This is a genomic window from Marinobacterium profundum (assembly GCF_001528745.1).
GTDB classification, from domain to species: domain Bacteria; phylum Pseudomonadota; class Gammaproteobacteria; order Pseudomonadales; family Balneatricaceae; genus Marinobacterium_A; species Marinobacterium_A profundum.
In genome coordinates this window covers 24,305-47,408 of record NZ_BCNS01000207.1, presented here as the reverse complement: position 1 = coordinate 47,408, position 23,104 = coordinate 24,305, and the positions used below count along the sequence as shown (strand labels likewise).

At 59.2% G+C, this 23,104-nt stretch carries 21 protein-coding genes; 12 read left to right on the top strand and 9 right to left on the bottom strand.

The genetic code is table 11. The features are described 5' to 3' along the window. The first annotated feature begins 4 nt into the window (after positions 1-4). The 8 genes from MPRO_RS22690 (at position 5) to MPRO_RS22655 (ending at position 10,122) form a co-directional block, all read left to right on the top strand. Complete coding sequence (locus tag MPRO_RS22690) at positions 5-1,357, top strand: TolC family outer membrane protein (RefSeq protein WP_245635184.1); 1,353 nt, start codon at positions 5-7, stop codon at positions 1,355-1,357. Between the two features lie 115 nt (positions 1,358-1,472). Continuing rightward, complete coding sequence (locus MPRO_RS22685; RefSeq protein ID WP_067298589.1) at positions 1,473-2,507, top strand: hydroxymethylglutaryl-coenzyme A reductase family protein; 1,035 nt, start codon at positions 1,473-1,475, stop codon at positions 2,505-2,507. Next, positions 2,507-3,538, top strand: a complete 1,032-nt coding sequence (fni, locus tag MPRO_RS22680) for a type 2 isopentenyl-diphosphate Delta-isomerase (RefSeq protein WP_067298588.1) — start codon at positions 2,507-2,509, stop codon at positions 3,536-3,538. The genes MPRO_RS22685 and fni overlap by 1 nt, the downstream gene beginning before the upstream one ends. A 15-nt stretch (positions 3,539-3,553) precedes the next feature. Continuing rightward, on the top strand, positions 3,554-4,720 hold the full coding sequence (locus MPRO_RS22675; protein WP_067298587.1) for a hydroxymethylglutaryl-CoA synthase: 1,167 nt from the start codon (positions 3,554-3,556) through the stop codon (positions 4,718-4,720). Continuing rightward, positions 4,714-5,718, top strand: coding sequence for a mevalonate kinase family protein (locus MPRO_RS22670; RefSeq protein WP_067298586.1), 1,005 nt, complete (start codon positions 4,714-4,716; stop codon positions 5,716-5,718). Before MPRO_RS22675 ends, MPRO_RS22670 begins: the two co-directional genes overlap by 7 nt. A gap of 74 nt (positions 5,719-5,792) precedes the next feature. Then, entirely contained in the window at positions 5,793-6,731 is a 939-nt protein-coding gene (locus MPRO_RS22665) for a mevalonate kinase family protein (RefSeq protein WP_067298585.1), read from the top strand. 53 nt (positions 6,732-6,784) lie between these two features. After that, complete coding sequence (mvaD, locus tag MPRO_RS22660) at positions 6,785-7,780, top strand: diphosphomevalonate decarboxylase (protein ID WP_067298584.1); 996 nt, start codon at positions 6,785-6,787, stop codon at positions 7,778-7,780. Then, entirely contained in the window at positions 7,777-10,122 is a 2,346-nt protein-coding gene (locus tag MPRO_RS22655; protein ID WP_067298583.1) for a DNA polymerase II, read from the top strand. The genes mvaD and MPRO_RS22655 overlap by 4 nt, the downstream gene beginning before the upstream one ends. Positions 10,123-10,151: 29 nt before the next feature. Here the strand turns inward: MPRO_RS22655 and MPRO_RS22650 are convergent, their stop codons facing one another. The 3 genes from MPRO_RS22650 to MPRO_RS22640 form a co-directional block, all read right to left on the bottom strand. Next, entirely contained in the window at positions 10,152-11,162 is a 1,011-nt protein-coding gene (locus tag MPRO_RS22650; RefSeq protein WP_067298582.1) for an adenosine deaminase, read from the bottom strand. Positions 11,163-11,320: 158 nt separating this feature from the next. Then, entirely contained in the window at positions 11,321-11,818 is a 498-nt protein-coding gene (gene gpt, locus MPRO_RS22645; RefSeq protein ID WP_067298581.1) for a xanthine phosphoribosyltransferase, read from the bottom strand. A 149-nt stretch (positions 11,819-11,967) separates the two neighbouring features. Next, complete coding sequence (locus MPRO_RS22640; protein ID WP_067298580.1) at positions 11,968-13,335, bottom strand: 8-oxoguanine deaminase; 1,368 nt, start codon at positions 13,333-13,335, stop codon at positions 11,968-11,970. A gap of 360 nt (positions 13,336-13,695) precedes the next feature. On the opposite strand from MPRO_RS22640, the gene MPRO_RS22635 reads away from it, so the two are divergent. Continuing rightward, a complete protein-coding gene (locus MPRO_RS22635; RefSeq protein WP_067298579.1) occupies positions 13,696-14,316 on the top strand; it encodes a hypothetical protein in 621 nt (206 codons plus the stop codon). Between the two features lie 297 nt (positions 14,317-14,613). Here the strand turns inward: MPRO_RS22635 and hmpA are convergent, their stop codons facing one another. Beyond that, positions 14,614-15,819 carry an NO-inducible flavohemoprotein gene (gene hmpA / locus MPRO_RS22630; RefSeq protein WP_067298678.1) on the bottom strand — a complete coding sequence of 402 codons (1,206 nt, stop codon included), beginning with the start codon at positions 15,817-15,819 and terminating at the stop codon, positions 14,614-14,616. Between the two features lie 237 nt (positions 15,820-16,056). Between hmpA and MPRO_RS22625 the strand changes: the two genes are divergently transcribed. Continuing rightward, positions 16,057-17,325, top strand: coding sequence for a GGDEF domain-containing protein (locus tag MPRO_RS22625; RefSeq protein WP_067298578.1), 1,269 nt, complete (start codon positions 16,057-16,059; stop codon positions 17,323-17,325). Positions 17,326-17,358: 33 nt separating this feature from the next. Here MPRO_RS22625 and MPRO_RS22620 read toward each other — a convergent pair whose 3' ends face one another. After that, positions 17,359-18,009 (bottom strand): TetR/AcrR family transcriptional regulator, encoded by a 651-nt coding sequence (locus MPRO_RS22620; protein WP_067298577.1) that lies wholly within the window; start codon positions 18,007-18,009, stop codon positions 17,359-17,361. 147 nt (positions 18,010-18,156) lie between these two features. Here MPRO_RS22620 and MPRO_RS22615 point away from each other — a divergent pair, with 147 nt between their 5' ends. Continuing rightward, the gene (locus MPRO_RS22615) at positions 18,157-19,029 is read left to right on the top strand and encodes a DMT family transporter (protein WP_067298576.1); all 873 of its coding nucleotides are present in this window, start codon (positions 18,157-18,159) and stop codon (positions 19,027-19,029) included. A gap of 53 nt (positions 19,030-19,082) precedes the next feature. Here MPRO_RS22615 and MPRO_RS22610 read toward each other — a convergent pair whose 3' ends face one another. From MPRO_RS22610 to MPRO_RS22595, 4 genes are all read right to left on the bottom strand, one after another. Beyond that, positions 19,083-19,694 carry a flavin reductase family protein gene (locus tag MPRO_RS22610; RefSeq protein WP_067298575.1) on the bottom strand — a complete coding sequence of 204 codons (612 nt, stop codon included), beginning with the start codon at positions 19,692-19,694 and terminating at the stop codon, positions 19,083-19,085. Positions 19,695-19,837: 143 nt separating this feature from the next. Next, positions 19,838-20,632 (bottom strand): anti-sigma factor family protein, encoded by a 795-nt coding sequence (locus MPRO_RS22605; RefSeq protein WP_067298574.1) that lies wholly within the window; start codon positions 20,630-20,632, stop codon positions 19,838-19,840. Continuing rightward, positions 20,629-21,126 (bottom strand): RNA polymerase sigma factor, encoded by a 498-nt coding sequence (locus MPRO_RS22600; protein ID WP_067298573.1) that lies wholly within the window; start codon positions 21,124-21,126, stop codon positions 20,629-20,631. The genes MPRO_RS22605 and MPRO_RS22600 overlap by 4 nt, the downstream gene beginning before the upstream one ends. Before the next feature lie 85 nt (positions 21,127-21,211). Then, a complete protein-coding gene (locus MPRO_RS22595; RefSeq protein WP_067298677.1) occupies positions 21,212-21,583 on the bottom strand; it encodes a COG4315 family predicted lipoprotein in 372 nt (123 codons plus the stop codon). Between the two features lie 180 nt (positions 21,584-21,763). On the opposite strand from MPRO_RS22595, the gene MPRO_RS22590 reads away from it, so the two are divergent. Then, positions 21,764-22,591 (top strand): sterol desaturase family protein, encoded by an 828-nt coding sequence (locus MPRO_RS22590; RefSeq protein WP_067298572.1) that lies wholly within the window; start codon positions 21,764-21,766, stop codon positions 22,589-22,591. The last annotated feature ends 513 nt before the right edge of the window (positions 22,592-23,104 follow it).

Below are 23,104 nucleotides of genomic sequence, written 5' to 3'. Positions count from 1 at the left end.
GAATATGATGAAAACGACAGGAGTATTGTTGGGTCTGGCAATTGCCTCGGCAGTTCAGGTGGCTCAGGCTACTCCGCTGGAACAGGTTGTGGCTGAGTCCATGTTACAGAATCCGGAAGTGGCGGCTGCAATCAATGCCAAGCGTGCCGTGGCCGAAGAGGTGCGTGAAGCCGTGGGTGGGCGTTACCCGGATATCGATTTGTTGCTGGGTGTGGGCTATGAGTGGACCGACAGCCCGTCGACCCGCAGTGCCGAAGGCGCTACAGGTGACGGCGACAAGGACATGTGGCGCAAAGAGGCGACGCTGAATTTCCGTCACATGCTGTTTGATGGTCTGGCTACAGAGAGCGAAGTACAACGTCAGGAAGCGCGTTTGCGTTCGGCCGATGCCCGCGTGCGTGAAGTGGCGGAGCAGTTTGCGCTGGATACCACCCGTACCTATCTCGAGTTGATCCGCCGCCAGGAGTTACTGCGCCTGTCCAAGGAAACCCTCTACAACCACGTTCGCATCTACGACCAGATTCGCAAGCGCTCCGAGTCTGGACTCGGCAGCCTGTCTTCCATTCAGCAGGCAGAGAGTCGTCTGTCGCTGGCTGAAGTCAATGTGCTGGCAGCGGACAACAATCTGCGCGATGCCAAGGCCAACTACATTCGTGTGGTGGGTGCGGAGCCGCCAGTACAGTTCGAAGTACCCATGGGGGTGAGTGTGCCGGCTAGCCTGGATCAGGCGCTGCAACAGGCGGCGGCCAATCAGCCCACGCTGCAGCTGGCGGCGTCCGATATAGACGCAGCCAAGGCGCAGTACGAAGCGGCCTACAGTCGTCGCTTGCCCACCTTCCATTTTGAAATGGAACGCACCCTGTTTAACGACATCGACGGTGTCGGCGGCGATAACGAAGATTTCACCGCCATGCTGCGCGTGCGCTACAACCTCTACAATGGCGGCTCAGACGACGCCCGGCTGCGCAAGACTCAGTATCAGATCCATGAAGCCGAAGAAATTCGCAACAGCGCCGATCGTCAGGTCGTGCAAAGTCTGGGTCTGTCCTGGAACGCCTATGAAATTCTTGGTCAGCAGGTGAAATTCCTTGAACAGTACGTGGCGTCCGCTGAGAAAACACGGGATTCCTATCAGAAGCAGTTTGATATCGGTCAGCGCTCCCTGCTCGATTTGCTGGATACTGAAAACGAGGTTTTCTCGGCCAAGAACACACTGACAGACTCCACATTCGATTACCTGATCGCCCAGTATCGGGTCATCAATGGAACCGGTCAGTTGCTCAGCGCCCTCGATGTTTCCCTGCCGCAGGATAGCGTCATGCAGGACTCAACCGCGATGGTGGGTAGCAATCCATAACAGGACGGGTTTGCATCTGCTCAGGCGGCTAGATAAAATCCGCGCTGCCTGAACATTCTTAGAGCTCAAGGGTTGCATGGCGCAACCCTTTTTAATTGGTGCGGCATCCTCCTTTATGAAAGCACACAAGATCCAACAGGCCCCCATACCGATGCGTTCGGTAGGGCCGATTCGTCTAACGGGCCATCTGGTTGACGATAAAGTGTGGGTGCCGCTGGCGACCTATGAAACACCGCTATGGCATTCCGTAGGTCGCGGGGCGCGTATATCGGTGCTGGCCGGCGGTATTAAAACGTCGGTGATAGACGAGCGCATGAGCCGCTCGATCTTGCTGGAAGCCGATGATGCCTGGGCGGCGCACCAGGCGCTACTGTCGATCAAGAGCCGTCGCGATGCCATGAATGAGGTGGTTGGCGCCTCCAGTCGCTTTGCGCAGCTGATCGACATGCATTCTCAGGTTGTGGCCAACCTGATCTATCTGCGCCTGGAGTTCACCACCGGTGATGCTTCGGGCCACAATATGGTCACCAATGCCGCCGACAAGCTGATCCCCTGGATTCTGACCGAGTACCCGGATCTGCGTTACTCTTCGATATCGGCCAATTACTGCTCAGACAAGAAGGCTACGGCGGTCAATGGCATCCTCGGTCGCGGCAAGTACGTAGTGACTGAAATCCTGATCTCGCGGGAGCTGTGTGAGCGCAAGCTGCATACCACACCCGAGAAGATAGTCGACCTCAACATCAAGAAAAACCTGATAGGCACCCTGATCGCAGGTGGCTTGCGCAGTGCCAATGCGCACTACGCCAATATGCTGCTGGCATTCTATCTGGCCACCGGCCAGGATGCCGCCAATATTATCGAGGGTTCCCAGGGCGTGGTGCATGCAGAGGTGCGCAACGGCGATCTGTATTTTTCCTGTACTTTGCCCAACCTGATAGTCGGTACCGTGGGCAATGGCAAGGGGCTCGACTTTGTCGAGGAAAACCTGCGTCTGCTCGGGTGCAAGGAAGACCGTGACCCGGGTGCCAATGCGCGGCGGCTGGCAGCCATCTGTGGCGCGACAGTACTCTGTGGCGAACTGTCTTTGCTGGCGGCACAAACCAACCCGGGTGAGCTAATGCAAGCTCATCTCAAGCTGGAGCGATAATGTCGGACCCGACGAACGAGCGCAAGATAGAGCATATCAGGGCCATCGAGAAGGATCCGGCGATTGAGCGCGCAGGGGCCTGGTTTGATCGCATTCATCTGCGCCACCGGGCGCTGCCCAACCTTGATCTTGCAGCCATCGACAGCTCGACCAGCTTGCTTGGCAAGACACTCAGCTTTCCGCTGCTGATTTCTTCCATGACCGGCGGTGATCATGCACTGGTTCGTACCATCAATCACAACCTGGCCGTGGCGGCCGAGCGCTGCCAGGTTGCGCTGGCCGTGGGGTCGCAGCGGGTAATGTTTACTCAGCCTGAAGCGCGTGCCAGCTTTGAGCTGCGGCATCTGGCGCCGACCACCTTGCTGATGGGCAATGTCGGCGCCGTGCAGCTGAACTACGGTTTTGATCAGCGTCAGTGTCAGCAGGCGGTAGACTGCCTGGAGGCCGATGCGCTCTATCTGCACCTGAACCCGCTGCAAGAAGCCATACAGCCAGAGGGCGATACCAACTTTGCAGGCCTTGGCGAGCGCATAGCAGCGTTGTCGAGCTCACTGTCGGTGCCGCTGATTTTGAAGGAAGTGGGCTGCGGCCTGGCACCTGAGGATATAGCCGCAGGGCTTGCCGCCGGTGTTACCCTGTTCGATGTGGCCGGCAGTGGCGGCACTTCCTGGAGTCGGATCGAGTACCATCGTTGTTCGGGCGGGGAAGATCCTACCGGGCTGCGTTTTCAGGACTGGGGGACGCCCACACCACTGGCATTGCAGCTTGCCCAGCCCTATGCAGACCGTGCCACGCTGATCGCCAGTGGCGGTCTGAGGGATGGGATTGACATGGTGAAAGCTGTTATACTCGGCGGCTCTTTGTGCGGTCTGGCTGCGCCCTTTCTGCGCCCTGCCATGGAGTCTGCGGATGCCGTGGTTGCTGTTATCGAACAGCTGCGCAAAGAGTTTAGAATCGCCATGTTTCTGCTGGGAACTCCGGATATCGCGTCGTTGTTCAGGAACCAAAATCTGCTTCTTGAAGAGCGTTGAGGAACACAACCACTTATGTCAGTCGGTATTGATGAAATCAGTTTCTATACCTCGAACTATTACCTGGATCTGCGCACTCTGGCCGAGGCCCAGCAGACGGATCCGGATAAGTACTATGTCGGTATAGGACAGGAAAAAATGGGCATGGCGGCGCCGGACGAGGACATCGTCACCATGGCGGCCAATGCGGCTATGCCCCTGGTTGCAGAAGGCGCAGGTGAGCGCGTAACAACGCTGCTGTTTGCGACCGAAACCGGTATCGACCAGTCCAAGGCCGCGGGTGTCTATGTGCACCGGTTGCTGGGGCTGTCGTCGAACTGTCGCGTGGTTGAGTTGAAGCAGGCTTGCTACAGCGCCACGGCTGCAATTCAGATGGCCTGTGCCCTGGTAGCACGCAGACCCGACACCAAGGTGCTGGTGGTCGCGTCTGATGTTGCCCGTTACGACCTGAATACGCCGGGTGAGGCGACCCAAGGTTGCGGCGCCGTGGCCATGATGGTCAGTGCCAATCCGCGGCTGGTGGAAATTGACCCGGAAGTCGGCAATTACACCGAAGATGTGATGGATTTCTGGCGGCCCAACTACCGGAGTACGGCGCTGGTTGATGGCAAGTATTCGACCAAAATCTATCTCAAGTCACTGAAAAAGGCCTGGGAAAATTTCCATAACGCCAGCTCGCTGCTGTTCACTGACTTCGGTTATTTCTGCTACCACCTGCCGTTTGGGCGCATGGCGCAGAAGGCGCATCAGCACCTGGCCAAACTGAACAAATGTGTGCTGAATGCGGAACAGATCGAGGGGCAGATCGAGGACACGCTGCTGTATAACCGCGCCATCGGTAACAGCTATACGGCCTCTATGTACATTGGTCTCGTATCACTGCTGGAAAACTGCCAGCAGAACCTGGCAGGTCAGCGCATCGGCTTTTTTAGCTATGGTTCTGGCTGTGTGGCTGAATTTTTCTCCGGCCGAGTGATGGATGGGTATGAGCGCTGGCTGCACCGCGATCAGCACCGCCAGTTGCTGGATGCACGCCAGGAACTCAGCTATGAAGAGTACCTGCAGCTGTATCGTTATCCGGACCCCCGTGACGGTGAGCACCACGATATCCCGGCGACCACTACGGGGCGCTTCCGTCTGGCGGCCATTTCCCACCACAAGCGCGAATACGTTGTGTGCTAAAGCAGGTTTGCGCCCCCGGCAAGATCATCATCAGTGGTGAACACTCTGTCGTATACGGGGCGCCGGCACTGGCACTGGCGGTAGATCGTCAGATGCGCGTCAGCTTTGAGCCCGACCGTCTGCCCAGGCTAAGCTGGCAGACCCACGAGAAGACCCATGTTCTGGGCTTCGACAAGTTTCATTCCCTGCGTACCCGACTGGACTCCTACTTCGAGCGCTATCTGCGTGGCGAGCTGTCCATCGGTCAGATCCTGAAAAAACCTGCTGAGCTTGTGTTCTATGCCGTGGATATGGCGCGCTTGCTGTCGGGTCTGGAGCATCTGCATGGCGGACGGGTGAAGATTGATTCCGATATTCCCATTGGCGCCGGCATGGGTTCATCCGCGGCGCTGATTGCTGCACTGTTAAAACTATTTGGCGAGTTCGATGATATTGAGGCGCTTGTCCAGCAGGTGCGTCATTGCGAGCGGCTGCAACACGGTCAGGGCAGTGCCATTGATGCGGCGGCGGTGTGCCATGGTGGTCTGGTTAAGGTGCGCGACGGCGCTGTCAGTCGCCTGCCTCTGGCCGAGCAGGGGCTGGGGGAAGGCTGGTTCTGGCTGTTTACCGGCACGCCTGCAGCAAGTACAGGCGCCTGTGTCGACCGGGTGCGGCGCAACTTTACCGGCTCCGCTATCTGGAAGGATTTTGCCGCTGTTACCGATCATGTGGAGCAGGCACTACTACAGGGTGAGTCGCTGGTGGAGCCGGTGCGGGAGAACCACCGTTTGCTGACACGCATAGGCGTGGTGCCAGCCCCCCTGGTGCGGCTCGCTGAGCAGGTAGAGCAGCGCGGCGGCGCAGCCAAGGTGTGCGGTGCGGGTTCTGTATCCGGTGATCAGGGCGGGCTCATGCTGCTGTGGTTGCCAGAGGGGGCGCCGGACAGGCTGGATCTTGCGCCGGATTGGCGCTGGGGCAAACTGAAGGAAGACCGTCAGGGCGTGCGCTGGCTGCCCTGAGTTTAAGTACAGCGATCGGGCGAGCGCCGGGAATCCGTAGAAACGCAGAGCCGCAGTGGAACAGAGGCACGAACATGAGTGAATGGACCGCCATCAGGGTCAGCGCGCCTGGCAGCATTATGGTTATGGGCGAGCACGCAGTACTCTTCGGCCACCGGGCCATCGCCTGTGCGGTGAACCGCTTTATGCACCTGCATCTGGTGCGACGCAATGATCGCGAGATACATGTGCGCTCCGCGCTGGGCACTGTCAGCGGTACCCTGGATACGCTGCCCAGGGATGAAAACCTCAGTTTTGTACTGGCCACCATTGGTCTGTTCGCCGAGCGCCTGCCGTGTGGCTTCGAGCTTGATATTCAATCCGAATTCTCCCATACCGTGGGGCTGGGTTCCTCGGCGGCGGTGACTGCGGCGCTGGTGGCGGCATTGCTGGCCTGCTGCAACGAGAGTACTGAGCCGGACTATGTGTTTGATCACGCGCTCGCGATCATTCACCGGGTGCAGGGGCGGGGCTCGGGCACCGATCTTGCTGCCAGCGTTTATGGCGGCCTGATTGGTTACACAGTGTCCCCCCGCAGTGTTGACCGCTTGCCGGGCCTGCCGCCGATAAGTCTGTACTACGCCGGTTACAAGACCCGCACGCCTGACGTTCTGGCGCTCGTGGCGCAGCAGGCGGCCAGCGGCCTTGAATCTTTGCATAGCGGGCTCTATGAGCTGATGCACCGCAGTACAGTGGCGGCTGAAGTGGCTGTGCGGCAACAGGACTGGCCGCAACTGGGCAAACTGATGAATATCTATCAGGGCCTCATGGACGCCCTGGGGGTGAATGACCCGACACTGGCGCAGATGATTTACCGCCTGCGCGCCAACCCTGCTGTGCTGGGGGCCAAAATATCAGGATCAGGCCTGGGCGACTGTGTACTGGCGCTGGGCGAGGATAGTACGCTGGCGGCGGAGTTTGAGCGTATCGAGGTGGCGGTCAGCGGTCAGGGCCTGCGGCTGGAGCGCGACTGAGGCGATTGGCATTCCAGAATTTTTACAGAATAGCGACAGGAGGCGTACAGCAGATGATCAGCAAACTACAGGTCGTACAGGCCCACCTTCCGGCGACGCTGGCGCCAGGGCACGAAGCAGAGGCCTTTGCGCCGAGCAATATTGCGCTGTGCAAATACTGGGGCAAGCGCGATGCCGAACTGAACCTGCCGATCAATGCGAGCCTGTCGGTGTCCCTGGCGCACCTGGGAACCCGCACCCGCCTGACCCTTGCTGCCGATGGCTGTGACCGGGTCTGGCTCAACGATGCGGAGCAGCCGCTGGACAGTGCTTTTAGCCGCAAGCTGCTGGCCTTCGTCGATCTGTTTCGCGCAGGCCGCTCGCTGCCGGTGCATGTGCATACACGTAACAATATTCCCACGGCCGCAGGGCTAGCATCCTCTGCCTCGGGTTTTGCCGCGCTGACGCTGGCGCTGGATCAGTGGCTGGATCTGCAGCTGAAACCAGCGGTGCTGTCGGCCTTTGCCCGCATGGGCAGTGGCAGTGCCTGCCGTTCGCTGTTCGAGGGTTTTGTGCAGTGGGACGATGGTGTTCGTGATGATGGCATGGACTCCCACGGTGTACAGCTGCAGGCAAGCTGGCCCGAGCTGCGCATTGGTCTGGTGAAGGTGGCGACCGGCAAAAAGGCCGTTGACAGTCGCGCCGGCATGAAGCGCACCATCGAAACCGCCCATCTTTATCAGAGCTGGCCGTTACAGGCCGCCGCCGATCTGACCCGGCTGCACCAGGCCATCGGCGACAAGGACTTTGCGCTGCTGGGTCAGACGGCGGAGCAAAACTCGCTGTCGATGCATGCCACCATGATCGCGTCCTGGCCGCCGCTGCTGTACTGGACACCGGATTCGGTAGCCGCCATGCAGCAGGTCTGGCAGTTGCGTGAGCAGGGTCTGGCGGTTTATTTCACCATGGATGCAGGCCCTAACCTCAAGCTGCTGTTCGAGGCCGCCGATCAGGCGTCGATTGAGCAGGCCTTCCCGGGGCTTGAAGTTGTGGCGCCCTTTCGCGCTTGAGTGCGCCGCCTGATCTGACGGGCTTTGTGCTAAGCCGGCAGCAGCGTGATACCCGCGAGGGTATCGAATTGAGCTACTGGCTCAGCACCGATACGGGCGCGCAGGAAGTGCGCATTGGCGGCCAAAAGGCCGTCTTCTTTGTCCGCCGCAGCCAGACCGATCAGGTAGAGCTGCTGCTGCAGGACCTGTCAGGCTGGACCCTGACCGAGCTTGAGCTGCAGGATCTTACCGGTGAACCGGTGTCGGCGCTCTACAGCCAGAGCCTGAAGCTGCAGCGCAGCCTGATTGAACGCCTGACCCAGGGTGGCGTTGCGCTGCTGGAAGAGGATATCCGCCCGGTGGATCGCTTTCTGATGGAGCGCTTTATTCAGGGCGGTGTCAGAGTGCTGAGCCGCAGTGATGCGACGCCTCTGCTGCGCCCGTCTGACTACAGCGCACAGCTGCGCATGTTGTCCATCGATCTGGAAACGACCCTTAACGCCGATCGAATTCACTCCATCGGACTCTATGGCGAGGGTATGCGCCGGGTGCTGATGCGCGGTCAGGGCGAGGATTCCGACTGGCTCGAGTTTTTGCCCGATGAGTGCGCTCTGTTGCATCGGCTGATGGCGCTGGTGCGGGAATTCGACCCCGATATTTTTATCGGCTGGAATGTAATCGACTTCGACTTCAGGGTGCTGTCGCAGCGCGCCCGGGCGCTGGGTGTGAAGCTCTGCCTGGGGCGGGATTCCAGCGTGCTTAAGTTGATTGATTCTGCTGCAGGCAAGGGGTTTGTGCGCCTTGCCGGCCGGCTGGTGATTGATGGCATTGATACCCTGCGCGGTGCCACCTTCAGTTTTGAGAGCTTTTCGCTGGAGCATGTGGCGCGGGTATTTTTGCAGCGTGGCAAGCTGGTCGACAAGGTGGATACGCGGGGGGAGGAGATCCAGCGCCTGTTCCGTGAGGATCCGCTGGCGCTGGCGCGCTATAACCTGGAAGACTGCGTGCTGGTGTGGGATATCTTCGCCAAGGCGCAGCTACTGCATTATCTGGTTGAGCGCGCCCGTCTGACCGGCCTGCCACTGGACAAGATTGGCGGCTCGGCGGCGGCCTTTGATAACCAGTATCTGCCGCAGCTGCACCGTCGCGGCTATGTTGCCTCCGAATATGCCTCGGGCCAGTCGGGGCTGTCGATTCCCGGCGGCTTTGTGATGGAGTCGGTGCCGGGGCTCTATCGTCAGGTGCTGGTGCTCGACTTCAAGAGTCTGTATCCCAGTATTATCCGTACCTTCTGTGTCGATCCCTACGGCATGGCCCGGGGATTGTGCGAGGGCGCCGAGCCGGATGATCTGGTGCCGGGCTTTAACGGCGCCATTTTTTCCCGCAGCCAGACCATTCTGCCGCGCATTATTGAGCGCCTGTGGCAGGCCCGGGATGAGGCCAAGCAGGCGCGCAATGCGCCCCTGTCCCAGGCCATCAAGATCATCATGAATTCCTTCTACGGCGTGCTGGGATCCACTGTCTGTCGCTTCTTTGATCAGCGTTTGGCCGGCTCCATTACCCTGCGCGGCCACGAAATTCTTAACCGCACCCGGGATGAGATCGAGCGGCACTTTGGCTACAAGGTGATCTACGGCGATACGGATTCGGTGTTTGTCTGGCTGGGTGACAGCTGCAGCGATGCAGACGCCCAGCGCAGTGGCGAGGCGCTGGCCGTACATCTGAATGGCTGGTGGCAGGACCAGCTAATGCAGCGCTTTGGCCTTGAGTGCCATCTGGAAATTGAATACGAAACTCATTACCAGCGCTTTCTGATGCCGCGCATGCGCCATTCCGACAAGGGCAGCAAAAAGCGTTACGCCGGTCTTAAGCGCCTGGCGGAGGGTGGCGAGGAACTGGTGTTCAAGGGGCTGGAGAATGTGCGCACCGACTGGACACCGCTGGCGCGGCGACTGCAGCTGGAGCTGTATGAGCGGGTTTTCCACGATCAGCCCTACGAGGACCTGATCCGCGATACCGTGGCCAGGGTGCTGGCCGGAGAACTCGATGAGGAGCTGGTGTATCGCAAGCGGCTGCGGCGGCCGCTGGATCAGTATCAGCGCAATCGTCCGCCCCACGTGCAGGCGGCACTGAAGGTAGAGCAGGAAATGCTGCGCCAGGGGCGGCGCAGTCCGTTTCGTCCCGGCAGCCATGTAGAGTATCTGATTACGCTCAGCGGTCCGGAGCCGCTGGGCTGGGTGCGATCACCGCTGGATTATCAGCATTATATCGATCGTCAGCTCAAGCCGGTGGTCGATACCCTGCTGCCGTTTCTGGGACAGGATTTCGATGGCCTGGTAGCGCCCCAGTTCGGGCTCTTCTGAAGCGCCAGCTACCTATGGTCAATCACTGGTTAATTACCGTACTGGCTGACGAAAGTATCGAGCCTGGCCTGGAGCGCGGCCTTTTCGTCATCGCTGATAAAGGCGCTGTCAAAGGCATTGCGGCTGAGCTGGATTGCCTGGTCTCGGGTCAGTGACAGGCCACTGTGCAGTGCCAGGAAGTTCTCCTCCATATAGCCGCCAAAGTAGGCCGGATCATCGGAGTTGATGGTGATGCGCAGCCCCTGTTGCAGCAGCTCCAGCACATTGTGATCCGACATTCTGTCGAATACCCGCAGACGCACATTGGACAGTGGACAGACGGTGAGGGGAATCTGCTCGCGCACCAGACGCTGGATCAGGGCCGGGTCTTCGCTGGCCCTGACGCCATGATCGATACGGGCAACCTGCAGCAGGTCCAGTGCCTGCCAGATGTAATCAGGCGGGCCTTCTTCGCCGGCGTGGGCTACGGTGAGCAGCCCCAGACTGCGGGCCTGGTCAAACACACGCTTGAACTTGGCCGGCGGATGGCCGGCTTCCGAGCTGTCCAGGCCGACGGCGACGAAGTGCTGCCTATAGGGCAGTGCCTGCTCCAGGGTGCGGGCGGCATCCTCTTCACTCAGGTGGCGCAAAAAGCACAGGATGAGCCGGCTGCTGATGCCGAGCTGTTCACGGCCGTGCTGCAGGGCGCGGTCTATGCCGCGGATAACTGTCCCTATATCAATGCCGCGGGCTGTGTGGGTCTGCGGATCGAAGAAGGGCTCGGTGTGGATCACATTCTGAATTTCGCACTGCTTCAGATAGGCCCAGGTCAGGTCGTAGAAATCCTGTTCGGTTTGCAGGACTGCAGCGCCCTGGTAGTAGAGGTCGAGAAAGTCCTGCAGATTGCCAAAGTTGTAGGCTGCGCGGATCTGGTCAACGGTGTCGTAGGGCAGGTCAATGTTGTTGCGCCGTGCCAGTTCGAACATGAGTTCGGGCTCAAGGCTGCCCTCCAGGTGCATGTGCAGTTCGGCTTTGGGCAGATTGTTGAGAAAGTGTTCCATGGCCGTGATCTCCTTTGCGCAGGTCCGGTTATCCGCCGCTGTAAACGGGCGAATCACTCCCTGAGTTAAACCGAAAAGAAGTCGGGATGCCAGCGTGGCGACACCGGACGATGCCGCCACTTGGGTATTGAAGAAAAATGCGGGGAGGGCTGGGGTATTTAGCGGTCGGCCATAGGAGGCGCGAAGGCGTAGTCCATGTCCCAGGGGAAGCGGATCCAGGTATCCTGGCTGACTTCGGTAATAAAGGTATCCACCAGGGGCTTGCCGGCGGGCTTGGCGTAGATGGTGGCGAAATGGGCCTTGGGCAGCAGGTCGCGCACGCATTGGGCGGTTTTGCCGGTATCGACGAGATCGTCGATCAGGATCATGCCCTCACCGTCACCCTCGACGCTTTTGATAATGTTGAGGTCTCCGCGCACCATGGCGGCACCGTCCTTGTCGTCGGCCTTTGCATAGCTGGTGACGCAGATGGTATCAATCAGGCGTATATCGAGCTCGCGGGCCAGAATGGCTGCCGGCACCATGCCACCACGGGTAATGGCGATGATGCCTTTCCAGGGGCCCAGTTCAAGCAGACGCCAGGAAAGGGCGCGGGCATTGCGATGCAATTCCTCCCAGGAAACCGGAAAGTCTTTGCGATAGGGCACTGAAGCCATGGGTCTGTTCTCCTGATCGATTCGGGGCTGCGCGAACGCGGCGATGCAGAATCATAACCGATTAGTCAGGCTTTGCTAAGCGGGAGCGGCCAGTCCGCCCCCGCTAGCTCCACAGAATGCTACAGGTAATACCGCAGGATAAGTAAGGCTTAGTGGCTGGCCATGGCCTTTGCTGCCAGTCGCTTGGCTGCCTGGCGATGCTGCGCCATTAACTGGTGCAGGTCCTGACCCGGCAGGGTGCCGTCTATCACTTTCCACTCGCCCGCTACCATTACACGATCGGCCTGCTGCGCACCGCACAGCAGCAAGGCTGCCAGTGGGTCGTGACTGCCGGAAAAGCGCAGTTCGTCGAGGCGGAACAGGGCAATATCGGCCTGTTTGCCAATATCCAGGGTGCCTATATCATCCCGCCCAAGCACCCGGGCCGACCCTGCAGTGGCCCAGCGGTAGGCATCAAAGTGGGTAACCCTGGATGCGCCGTAGCGCAGACGCTGCAGATAGAGGGCCTGGCGGACTTCGTTGATCATGTTGGAGCCATCGTTGGAGGCCGAACCGTCGACGCCCAGACCAATGGGGGATCCTGCGGCTTCGAGCTCGCGATTACGACAGATACCCGAGGCCAGCATCATGTTGGAGCTGGGGCAGTGGCAGATACCCACGCCGGCCTGGCCCAGGCGCTGGATTTCCTGATCATCGAAATGAATGCCATGGGCCAGCCAGGTGCGCGGCGACAGCCAGCCGACGCTTTCGAGGTAATCCACGGTGCGCATGCCAAAGCGCTGCTGGCAGAAGGCTTCTTCGTCGAGGGTTTCGGCCAGGTGGGTGTGCAGCCGTACGTCCAGGCGCTCGGCCAGGACTGCGCTCTCGCGCATGATGTCGGTGGTGACCGAGAAGGGTGAGCAGGGTGCCAGGGCGATCTGGATTTTGGCGCCCTCGCCACGCTCGTGGTAGCGGTTTATAAGGCGTTCGCTGTCGAGCAGAATCTGCTCTTCGGTTTGTACCGTGCTCTGGGGCGGCAGGCCGCCGTCTTTTTCGCCCAGGCTCATGGAGCCGCGGGTCAGTACGGCACGAATACCGAGCGTGCGGGCTTCCTCAACCTGAATGTCGATGGCCTGCTCCATGCCGGCGGGAAACAGATAGTGGTGGTCGGCGGCGGTGGTGCAGCCCGACAGCAGCAGCTCTGTGAGGGCCAGTCGGGTAGCCAGGGCGTGCATCTCCGGTTCCAGGTGCGCCCAGACGCCGTACAGGCTCTTGAGCCAGGGAAACAGCTCCTTGTTGAGGGCGTCTGGATAAGCGCGGGTCAGTGTCTGGTAAAAGTGGTGGTGGGTGTTGATCAGCCCGGGTATGACGACATGCTCGCGGGCGTCATAGGTGTTTTGGCAGGGTTGGGCCGGTTGCTGTCCGACAGCCAGCACTTCAACAATGCGGTTGCCTTGGACGACGATGCCGCCGCGGGCATCCTGGTCGGTGCCAGTGTAGATGGCTAGTGGGGATTTGATCCAGAGACGCGGGTTCATGGTGACTTCCTCAAACAGTTAGATCGTCGACAGTACGCATCGGTTGCGCTGTCGGTTCGGTCGGGTTGTTTTAGGCGTGAACCCTTCGCCACTGTCCCTGGTATCGGCGCCAGACGCCGACGTCAAGAGACGTTGCAGTACACAGAATATCTGTATACAAAAATAAGATTGTTCGTGCGCATTATGCGATGTTTGGGGGCCAGGCGGCAAGTCGGGGAGCTGGCTTGGCCGTCCGATCGGCTTGCTATCGATCTCATTTTTATCTATCTAAAGTCGTGGGCGGGGCATCTGTACAGATGGCTCAGGCGCCATTCATACTGGGGCCCCGATACTGCTGATTTTCTGCCGGAGTTGCATACTATGTTGTGCCGATTTTCGTCCAAGGGTTTTACCGGGCTTGTGTCTCTGGCGCTAGGCCTGTTCTGGCTGCTGAGCGCATCGGTCCAGGCGCAGGATCTGTCGACGCAACAGGTAGAGGCTTACATTGCCCTCATGCCTGAGGTGAAGACCTTCGCCAATCAGATCGACCCTGCCCTGGGCCAGCGCCTGCGTACAGAGTTGCAGCCCGTGGCCGGTGAGGCTTTTCGGCCCCATGCTCGGGGTCTGACTATTCTGCAACAGCAGCAGCCCGGCCAGTTTGGGCAACTGGATCAGCTGGCGCGCGGCGGCCGTTTCGTCGATGCCCAATCCTGGGCCTGGGTGGGGGATCGGGTACTGATCGGCTATGCCGCGCTCAAGGCCGAGGCGGCCTATCCGCAGATACTGGAACTGGCCCGCAGCATGCAAACGATGGACCCTGCCCTGCAGGCCATGATGCCGCCGCAGTTTCAGGCCCGAGTCTCCCAGATCGGTGTGATGGCGCAGGAAGTGTCCAAGGTGTCTGAGGCCGATAAGCAGGTGCTGCGCCCGTTTCTGGGGCAGCTGGACACACACTGGAAAAATGAATGGCAGGCGTATCAGTCCAGTACCACTGCGCGCTAAAGCGTGCGGCTGGTCGAGTACTTGGCTGAACAGGCCCTCCTTGCATTAAAGAGCCGCGGCAGCAAATGCTGAGCAACTCATATTGCTGAAAAGCCCGGCCGCCGAGCGGCCGGGTCTGACTATTAACCCGGCGGGTTAATACATGAAGCAGGGATGCTTCATCATTGGCCGCAGGCCAATGCGAACGCCAGAAAAACCAGCAAGTCCATGCACTTGCGCTAGTTTTTCTGTCGTGACGGACAAATAGGGAGGGAACCTATTTGTCCACCGGGTTAATAGTCAAGTACTGCTGTGCTGTCAGAGCGCCTGGTGCGGACCAAAGAGTTCGTAGTGCAGGCGACTGTCGGCCACACCCCAGGCTTTCAGCTGGCGGTGGATTGCTTGCATGAAGGGCAGGGGGCCACAGAAGTAATATTCAGTGTTGTCCCGCTCAATGGCTGCCCGCAGCGGTGCCAGATCCATCAGGCCTGTGGCCTGATAGTTCCTGTCGGCAATATCGCTTGCCAGCGGAGCCTGGTACCAGCTGAAGCTGTGCAGCGACTCGTGATTGGAACAGCGTTCTGCCACATGCCCTGCAAAGGCGTGCTGGCGACCATTCTCACAACCATGCAGATAGTACACTGGTGCGCTGTGATCGGACTCTGCCAGGCTGTTGAACATGCTGAGCATGGGCGTCAGGCCCACACCGCCACTGAGCAGCACCACCGGCGTGTCCGCGGCCACGTCCAGGTAAAAGTCCCCGGCAGGCGGCAGCAGATCAATTTCGTCACCTGGCTGAAGCACATCGTGCAAATAAGTAGAAACCTGTCCGGGGACGGGGGCGGTTTCCCGCTTGACGCTGATGCGGTAGCTGTGTCCATTGGGGGCGTCGGACAGCGAGTACTGTCGATACTCATGCTGGGCCAGGCTTGGGTGACTAATGGAGAGCGTCAGGTACTGGCCGGGCTTGAACAGGCTGACAGGCGCACCGTCGATTGGCTCAAATTCAAATGAGGTAATTAGGTCGGTTTCCCTGGTTTTGCTGGCCAGGCGAAAGCGCCGCGTGCCACGCCATCCACCCTTTGCATTCGCGGCCTGATCGTAGATCTCTGCCTCGCGGCCGATGAATATCTGGGCCAGCTGACCGTAGGCGAGCTCCCAGGCTTTGAGCACTTCGGGGGTGGCGGCATCGGGCGCGAGTTCACGGATGGTTTCGAGCAGGTGATGGCTGACAATGCTGTACTGTTCGGGACGAATCAGGAAACCAGTATGTTTCTGGGCTATGCGCTCAACCGCCTGGCTCAAGACCGCCGGGTTGTTCAGATGACGCGCGTAGGCAAGGATGGCGTTGAACAGCGCGACGGGCTGGGCGCCTGATGTCTGGTGGGCGAGGTTGAATACGTCCTTGAGTTCCGGGTTGTCGCGGAACATGCGGGCATAAAAGTGTTCGGTGAGGGCCGGACCTGCGGCCTCCAGCAGTGGCAGGGTCGCCTGAACGGTCTCGATGTGGTGGGGCTGCAGCATGGCAAAGTCCTCAAAGATGTCATTTAGGTGCATATTTAAAGATGTATTATCTATATATGTATATGGAAGTCAACAGAATCCGCGGGCCAGGGCGCTGCCCGCTGAACCTGTCGCTATAAAGTTACAGTCGTATAAGTAAGCGACTATTGTCTACAGAGTGCTTGGCCCCTCAAGATCATCTATTGTTAAACTTTGGCTTCGGGACTTCGCCCGCATCCATTTGGAGGCCTATACCCGATGAGTCCGTTGGACGCCCGTTATCTGCGCAGAAAACTACTGGAGGCTCAGCATGAGCAAACGCCGGTTGCACTGGGCGGGGGAGTTTTTGTGTCTGCCTGTGCCGGTGGTTACTATTGGTGGTTAACGCAGCAGGCGTTTTATCTCTATTGGCTGCTGATCGCGGCCCTGGTTATCTTGTTGCGTCTGTCGCTGTATCTGTGCTTTGCTGCCTGGCGCAGGAGCCAAAACGGCAAGGCTGTCGAGTCGGCCAACTGGCGGCGCCTGCATTTCGCAGGTTTCGTTGCCGCCGCCCTGACCTGGGCGACTATCGGCCTTTACGTTGATTACAGTCTGCCCTTTGCTCAGGCGGCCTTTATCTATGTATGCCTGGCCGGAATGGTGGCGGGCAGTGTGGTGAGTACCGCGTCAGTATCGCCACAAATGTTTCTGATTTTCTCTGGGATTACACTGCTGCCGCTGTCGCTGGTGCTGCTGATTTCGCTTGAGCCACAGAAGATGGCGATGGGGTTGGTCTGCATGGGTTTTTTCGTCTTTTCAATGCGTTCTATTTACCGTATCGCGGATATCTTTCAGGGGTTTGTGGCCAGTGGCCTGGTGAATGAACAGCTGCTGCATGAGCTGCGTCAGGAGCAGCGTCAGGTGCTCAAGCTGAATGAGCAGTTGCGTGAAGACATAGCAATACGTACCCAGACCGAACTGCAGTTGCGTGCACAAAAGCAGCGAGCCGAGTCACTGGCTGAAAAACTGTACGAGCTTTCCTCGATCGACGGTCTGACTGAAATTCCCAATAGACGCTATTTTGACGAGCACTTTGCCGAAGAGTGGAGCCGCGCTCTGCGCGTGCAATCGGTGCTATCGCTGATCATATGCGACATCGACTACTTCAAGGACTTCAATGATCACTACGGCCACCTGATGGGAGACGATTGTTTGAAGGCCGTCGCCAGTGCTCTGGATCTGCATGCACGGCGGGCGGGAGATGCGGTGGCCCGGTTTGGCGGTGAGGAGTTTGCGGTCATTCTGCCCGGTATCGGGCTGCCGGAGGCGTGCCAGCTGGCTGACCAGATGCGAGAGGCGGTGCTGGCGCTGGGGATTATGCATGCCGCGTCTAAGGTCAGTGAGCGGGTGACGATCAGCATGGGCGTGGCCTGTACCATTCCCAGTAAGGAGGCCCTGCCCGAGATGTTACTGCGCCACGCCGATGAAGCGCTCTATAGGGCCAAGCGCCGGGGGCGCAACCAGGTGGTCAGCGCCGGAGCTGATTAAGGTTTCGTTCTCGCGGAGTCGGTGTCAGCGGCGTTACTTGATGGCTACGCCACAGCCGCGCAGGATAATGTCGGTCAGCGTTCGGGTGGCCGTTTCGTATACATCGGGCCCCAGTGACTCTTCCCCGAGAGCGGCTTCAATCTGAACGGCGAAATCGGCATAGTGCTGAGTTGAGCCCCAGAGCAGGAAGATCAGATGGGCCGGATCAACGGCTGCCATCTTGCCATCGGCAATCCAGTGCTCGAATACCGCCGCTCTTTGCTTGAACCAACTGCGATAATCCTGTTTGAAAAATTTGCTCAGATGAGGGCCTCCGCTCAGTATTTCCATGGCAAAGATGCGTGAGGCCAGGGGATACTGACGGGAGAACTCGATTTTGGCGGCGATATAGCGCGGCAATACGATGGCCGGGTCATCTTCCGGGCTCAGTTCATTGAAGGTGCTGTCCCATAGGTCGATAATGTTGGCCAGCACTGCGTAGTAGAGTCCAAGCTTGTTGCTGAAGTAGTAGTGGATATTGGCTTTTGGCAGGCCAGCGCGATCGGCCACCCGCTGCATGCTTGTACCTTTGAAACCATGACAGGAAAACTCCTGCTCAGCCGCGCTTATAATCAGCTTTTCGTTTTGCTGCCGAATGCGACCGACGGGTTTGTCTGCGCTGTGAGCATTGACTTCAAACTGCATGCCTGCGAACTCTTGTGACCTGAACGATGCGTGCATTATAAGGGATCCGGTGCTCTTGCGGGGGACTCCTTTGGGCGCCGCTGCCATAGAGACGGGCGCTCTGTGTTTTCAACAAATTCAACGATACGGGTCAGGGATAGACATTCAATGATGGCGAAGAACCTGCAGGCCGACCTGCTAATGCTGCTGGTCACATTGCTTGCGGCGATGGGCTGGATGTTTTCCCACGAGGCGCTGAGGGAGATGCCGCCGCTGGGTTTTATGGGCGTGCGATTTTTACTGGCGGGCTTACTGGTGGGGGCGCTGGGCTGGCATCAGGTACGCCGTTTGCAACGGCAGGCCTGGCGACGTGCCGGAGCCACCGGGGTGGTGATGGGGCTGGCGATGGTGTGCTGGATACTGGGGTTGTCCAAGGCCACTCAGCTGGGGGTGGGTGCCTTTATTACCAGTCTGAGCGTGGTGCTGGTACCGGTGATCGGCTGGTTGTTTTTTCGTCAGACGTCATCGATCAGCACCTGGATCGCCCTGCTGGTGGCGACCCTGGGCCTTGGCAGTCTGTCGCTGGAGACGGGGCTGAACTTTGCACTCTCCGATGGCTACTTCGCGGCGGCGGCGGTGATACTGGCGCTGCATTTCAACCTTAACAGCCGCTATGCGCTCAGTATTCCACCAGTGGCGCTGACCGGGATTCAGCTCGGCGTCGTTGGTCTGATGGCGTTAGTGGCGTCCGGCCTGACCGAGACCTGGGCTGTGCCCATCAGCGGGGTTGGTATTGGCTGGCTGCTGGCGAGCATTTTGATCGCGACCAGCCTGCGGTTCTTCCTGCAGATCAAGGCCCAGGGCATGGCATCCGCCAGCCATGCGGCGATCATCATGACACTGGAGCCGGTGTGGACGGCGCTGCTGGCGATGCTCTGGCTGCAGGAACAAATGAGCCTGCAGCAGCTGATAGGCTGCTCGCTGATCTTTTTGTCGCTGCTGATCAACCGTTGGCGCTGGCTGTTGCACAGGCCAAGGTAGCCCTGGTCAGCACTGGGGGCTAAACGCCGGCCTCCGGCGTCGGTCGTGCTCGATCAGGAAGGGCGGGCGATGGAAAATAACTCACCCAGGCTTGCGTACTGAGCGCCGCCCAAACGGGTCAGCGGATCCAGTGCGGCGGCATCGATACTGTGGCGGCCGTTATTCTCACTCAGGATGTCGTCGCTGACGTAGAACTGGCGCACGCGGGCGTAAACGATGGCCTGCTCGGCCGGGCCCAGGTAGTGCACCTCGTGGAACTCACAGTGCATGGCAATGCCGCTATCGCTGATGCGCGGTACGCTGCAGCCGGGAAAGTCCGCCAGTTCCAGTTCCAGGGATGCCAGCTCGGACTCGCCGTACTCAAGGCTGGCTGCGCTGGCGGTCACGGCGGCGGCGTGATGGCGGGAGGGTATCTGAATCACAAAGTCCCGCTTGCTGAGAATATTGCGGCGTGAGTCCTTGATTTCGCCACCGTCCTTGCGCCCGATTGACAGCATCAGCAGCGGCGGATCGGAGCAAACAGCATTGAAAAACGAAAACGGAGCCAGGTTCAGGCTGTCGTTGTCGTTGCGGCTCAGAATCCAGGCAATGGGGCGCGGTACCAGGCCCTGCGTTATCAGGTGATAGCGGCGGTTGGGTGACAGGGTGTCGAAGTCAAAGATCATAGGCAACTCGGTGCTGATGGAGGTTGGCTGTCGAGGCGCGGGCGAGCCTTTGCCTGGCCGCCGCTGCACGGAGCAGCTTAAGGCCTTTGCGCCGGGCCGGCAATGTTGCCGGCCACCGGGTGACCGCCTTGCCCCTTGGCCGCTTAAAGCATGAGCGCCAGGTACACCTGGCCTGACAGCTGTGACAGACGAGCCTGATCGATACGCCCGCTCAGGCTGTAGCCCCAGTGTTCGTCAACCCAGTAGAAGGTCGAGACGCCTCGGTGCTCACTGAACAGGAAGCTGCTGGGCTGACTGTCGGCCGCCGCAGCAATGTACAGGGTGATACGTTCGCCACCGGCATCCTGGTACATCAGTTGAGCTGCAGGGCCGTCCTGGGCCGGCAGCAGGCGCCCGCCGAGCAACTGAAAGCCAAGGCCGCTCAGGTCGGGTGCTGCCAGCGGGCGGTCCAGTCGTTTGGAAAGCCACTTCAGCAGGTGGGCCTGCTCCTGCTCGCCGACCTCGACGGGGTGGCGTACCTCCACGCTGTAGAGCGCATGGGCTTGCATGGCGCTCTGCACAAAGGTGGGCTGGCTTGCAGGCTTAATGGGCGCGGTGGCCCAGAAAGGGATCAGCAGTGCGCTGCAGACTGAACCCAGGGCAAAGGCTGCCAGGGTGGGCAGTGCTGGCCAGCGCAGCCAGGGCCGGGCAGGCGGCGTTTGACGGGGCGCCAGCGCGTAGTCGTCGAGGTTGCGCTCATCGTGCACCGGATCAAGCTGCGCCAGCAGCCGTTGGTCCTGTTGCAATGCCTGCCAATAGGCTGCCTCTTGCGGATGCTGGCTTAGCCAGTCATCGATCCGGCGTTGCTGGGTGCCTGGCAGGCGTGCCGTCAGCCACAGCTCCATCTGGTCGGCATTGAAGGGCTGGCCAGCGCGCGGGCTTTCATGTGAAGTACTCATTGCTGTTCCCGGTAGCGGTGGTCGTCGGCCTGTTCTAGCAGTTTTCGCAGTTTCTGGCGTGCCCGGTGCAGCCGTGACATCACTGTGCCCAGCGGCAGGTCCAGAATATGGGCAACCTGCTCGTAACTGAAGCCCGCCTGGGCCACGAGCAGCAGCAGTGAACGGTCATCCACCGACAGGTATTGCAGGCCCCGGTGCAGACCGGCACAGGACTCGGCGAAGGGCTGTTCCACCGGGTCGCCATAGAGTGAAACCAGGCTTGGGAAGTGCTTCTCGCGGGTTTTACCCTGTTGCACCAAGTTGACGAAGTTGTTGTGCATAATGCTGAAAAGCCAGGGACGGCGTTTGCTGCGCCGCAGCCACAACGGCATGCTCGCCAGTGCCGACAGCAGGGTTTCCTGCACCAGATCCTCTGCATCACTTGGGGCGTAGAGCAGCGAGCGGGCATAGCGGCGCAGATCTGGCAAATGTTCTACAAGGTCATTCTTGTTCACGCAGTACGGTCCTTGGAGCGGCAGGTCGCCGGTGTCGCCGGATCCTGCCGCTGGCGCGATCAGTCAGGCGTTGCGGGCCTATGGGTCAGGGGCGAGCCAGGTGCCAGACATCCTTGACGCCGTCACCGGTGATGTCGCCGGCCTGCTGATCCTTGATGAAACCATAGAGCGGTGCGCCTTTGTAGGTCCACTGCAGGCCGCCGTCACTACGTTCGCTAATGGCAAAGTCGCCGTCTGCTTCGACGCCGGCTTCAGCCAGCAGCGGTGGCCAGTTCTGAGCGCATGCATCATAGCAGGCAGACAAGCCGTTGCTGTCTTTGTCAAAGGTATAGAGGCTCATGCCCTGGTCGTCGGTTAGGATCGCGCCCTTGGTGCTGTCGCCAGTCATGGCGGGTGCTGCGAACAGGGGAGCGCTGATCAGTATGGACAGCGCAGTCGCCAGTGTGAATTTACGCATGTTGAACGATTCCTTCAGTGGTTGGGTCTTCACACTCATGAACAGCTGAGCGATGCTTTTATTCCCAGCGGCCGCAATTATTTTTTCCAGGCGTTGCGCCGCCGCACGCGATTTTGCGAAACTGGCGCGATATAGCGACAGCTCTGTGGGGCCGCTTATCACATTAATGGGAGAAACCCTATGTCCGAGACAGCGCTGCGTCTGCTGATTTTTGTGGCTGTCTTTGCGCTGGTGGCGCTGTGTGAACATGCCTGGCCCAGGCGCGCCCGTCGACAGAGCAGGGGGACACGCTGGAGCATCAACCTGGGGTTGCTGGGTATCGATATACTGGCGCAGCGCTTCACGCTGGGTGCCGCAGCCATAGGGATGGCGGCTTACGCCCAGGTGCAGGGCTGGGGGCTGTTCAATCTGCAGGCCTGGCCTGTTTGGCTGAGTGCGGTGGCCGGTTTTCTGTTACTGGATCTGGCGATCTATCTGCAGCACCGGCTGTTTCATATAGTGCCTCTGTTCTGGCGCCTGCACCGTGTACACCACACGGATCTTGATCTTGATCTGTCCAGTGGCTTTAGGTTTCACCCGCTGGAAATTCTTCTCTCTCTGCTGTACAAAGTCGCGCTGGTGGCGGTGCTGGGTATCAGTCCTGTTGTAGTTCTGGTCTTCGAGGCGACGCTCAGTGCAGCGGCGCTGTTTAATCATGCCAACCTGCGTTTGCCCACGAAACTGGATGCGGGCCTGCGCTGGCTGCTGGTAACGCCGGACATGCATCGGGTGCATCACTCGGTGATTGCGGCAGAAACCAACAGCAACTACGGCTTCTTTATCTCGCTGTGGGATCGTCTGCTGGGCAGTTACTGTGCCCAGCCGTCTGCCGGGCATCTGGGCATGACAATAGGGTTGCGTGAATACCAGCGAGAAGATCGGCTGGGTCTGATGCAACTGGTGCTTATTCCGTTCAGAACGGCTGAGGCGGATAGCGCGAAATCGGCTGGCAAAGCGGATAGGCACTGAGCCTGTCTAACTGTATTTTTTGTACAGTGATGCTGCGAACAGTGATGCCTGCGATGATGTTTTACAGGCTGGATCTGGTTGTTATTTGTACAGAGGCGGCGGGGCAGCGAATTGTGCAAATGCGTAATCTCTGAGTGTTATTTGATCAGTCGTTCCCTGGGTCCGCAAGCTGCATATCTGGCCGTATTGTAAAGCAGTTTTTTTATATAAATTTACTGACTCGGAAAATTCGGCACAGCTCCCGAAGTACCTGCTTTTGGGGCCGGAAATGGCCTTGGCTACACAGAAAACTTGGCTAAATCAAGAGTTGAAAAAAAACGGTTTATATCTATATTTAGTGCCAATTAATCCAGCGTCCACTATATGTAGTGTTTCACCTGCGGCGATCCCACAGTTGAAACTGGCTTTGCTGTTGCCTGAATTCACCTTTGAGGCTTGCCCTCGAAGTTGTATTGGCAGTGGCTTTTGTGCGATGAACTGGCGTTCAGATGACAGACATAACATCCAGGAGTA

Coding starts and splice junctions, on each gene's coding strand:
- hmpA (WP_067298678.1), bottom strand. CDS start 15,819: ATGCTGCAGCCCCACCACATCGAGACCGTTCAGGCGACCCTGCCACTG.
- MPRO_RS22605 (WP_067298574.1), bottom strand. CDS start 20,632: ATGAGTACTTCACATGAAAGCCCGCGCGCTGGCCAGCCCTTCAATGCC.
- MPRO_RS22635 (WP_067298579.1), top strand. CDS start 13,696: ATGTTGTGCCGATTTTCGTCCAAGGGTTTTACCGGGCTTGTGTCTCTG.
- MPRO_RS22675 (WP_067298587.1), top strand. CDS start 3,554: ATGTCAGTCGGTATTGATGAAATCAGTTTCTATACCTCGAACTATTAC.
- MPRO_RS22590 (WP_067298572.1), top strand. CDS start 21,764: ATGTCCGAGACAGCGCTGCGTCTGCTGATTTTTGTGGCTGTCTTTGCG.
- MPRO_RS22650 (WP_067298582.1), bottom strand. CDS start 11,162: ATGGAACACTTTCTCAACAATCTGCCCAAAGCCGAACTGCACATGCAC.
- gpt (WP_067298581.1), bottom strand. CDS start 11,818: ATGGCTTCAGTGCCCTATCGCAAAGACTTTCCGGTTTCCTGGGAGGAA.
- MPRO_RS22690 (WP_245635184.1), top strand. CDS start 5: ATGATGAAAACGACAGGAGTATTGTTGGGTCTGGCAATTGCCTCGGCA.
- MPRO_RS22665 (WP_067298585.1), top strand. CDS start 5,793: ATGAGTGAATGGACCGCCATCAGGGTCAGCGCGCCTGGCAGCATTATG.
- MPRO_RS22685 (WP_067298589.1), top strand. CDS start 1,473: ATGAAAGCACACAAGATCCAACAGGCCCCCATACCGATGCGTTCGGTA.
- MPRO_RS22625 (WP_067298578.1), top strand. CDS start 16,057: ATGAGTCCGTTGGACGCCCGTTATCTGCGCAGAAAACTACTGGAGGCT.
- mvaD (WP_067298584.1), top strand. CDS start 6,785: ATGATCAGCAAACTACAGGTCGTACAGGCCCACCTTCCGGCGACGCTG.
- MPRO_RS22640 (WP_067298580.1), bottom strand. CDS start 13,335: ATGAACCCGCGTCTCTGGATCAAATCCCCACTAGCCATCTACACTGGC.
- MPRO_RS22620 (WP_067298577.1), bottom strand. CDS start 18,009: ATGCAGTTTGAAGTCAATGCTCACAGCGCAGACAAACCCGTCGGTCGC.
- fni (WP_067298588.1), top strand. CDS start 2,507: ATGTCGGACCCGACGAACGAGCGCAAGATAGAGCATATCAGGGCCATC.
- MPRO_RS22595 (WP_067298677.1), bottom strand. CDS start 21,583: ATGCGTAAATTCACACTGGCGACTGCGCTGTCCATACTGATCAGCGCT.
- MPRO_RS22610 (WP_067298575.1), bottom strand. CDS start 19,694: ATGATCTTTGACTTCGACACCCTGTCACCCAACCGCCGCTATCACCTG.
- MPRO_RS22615 (WP_067298576.1), top strand. CDS start 18,157: ATGATGGCGAAGAACCTGCAGGCCGACCTGCTAATGCTGCTGGTCACA.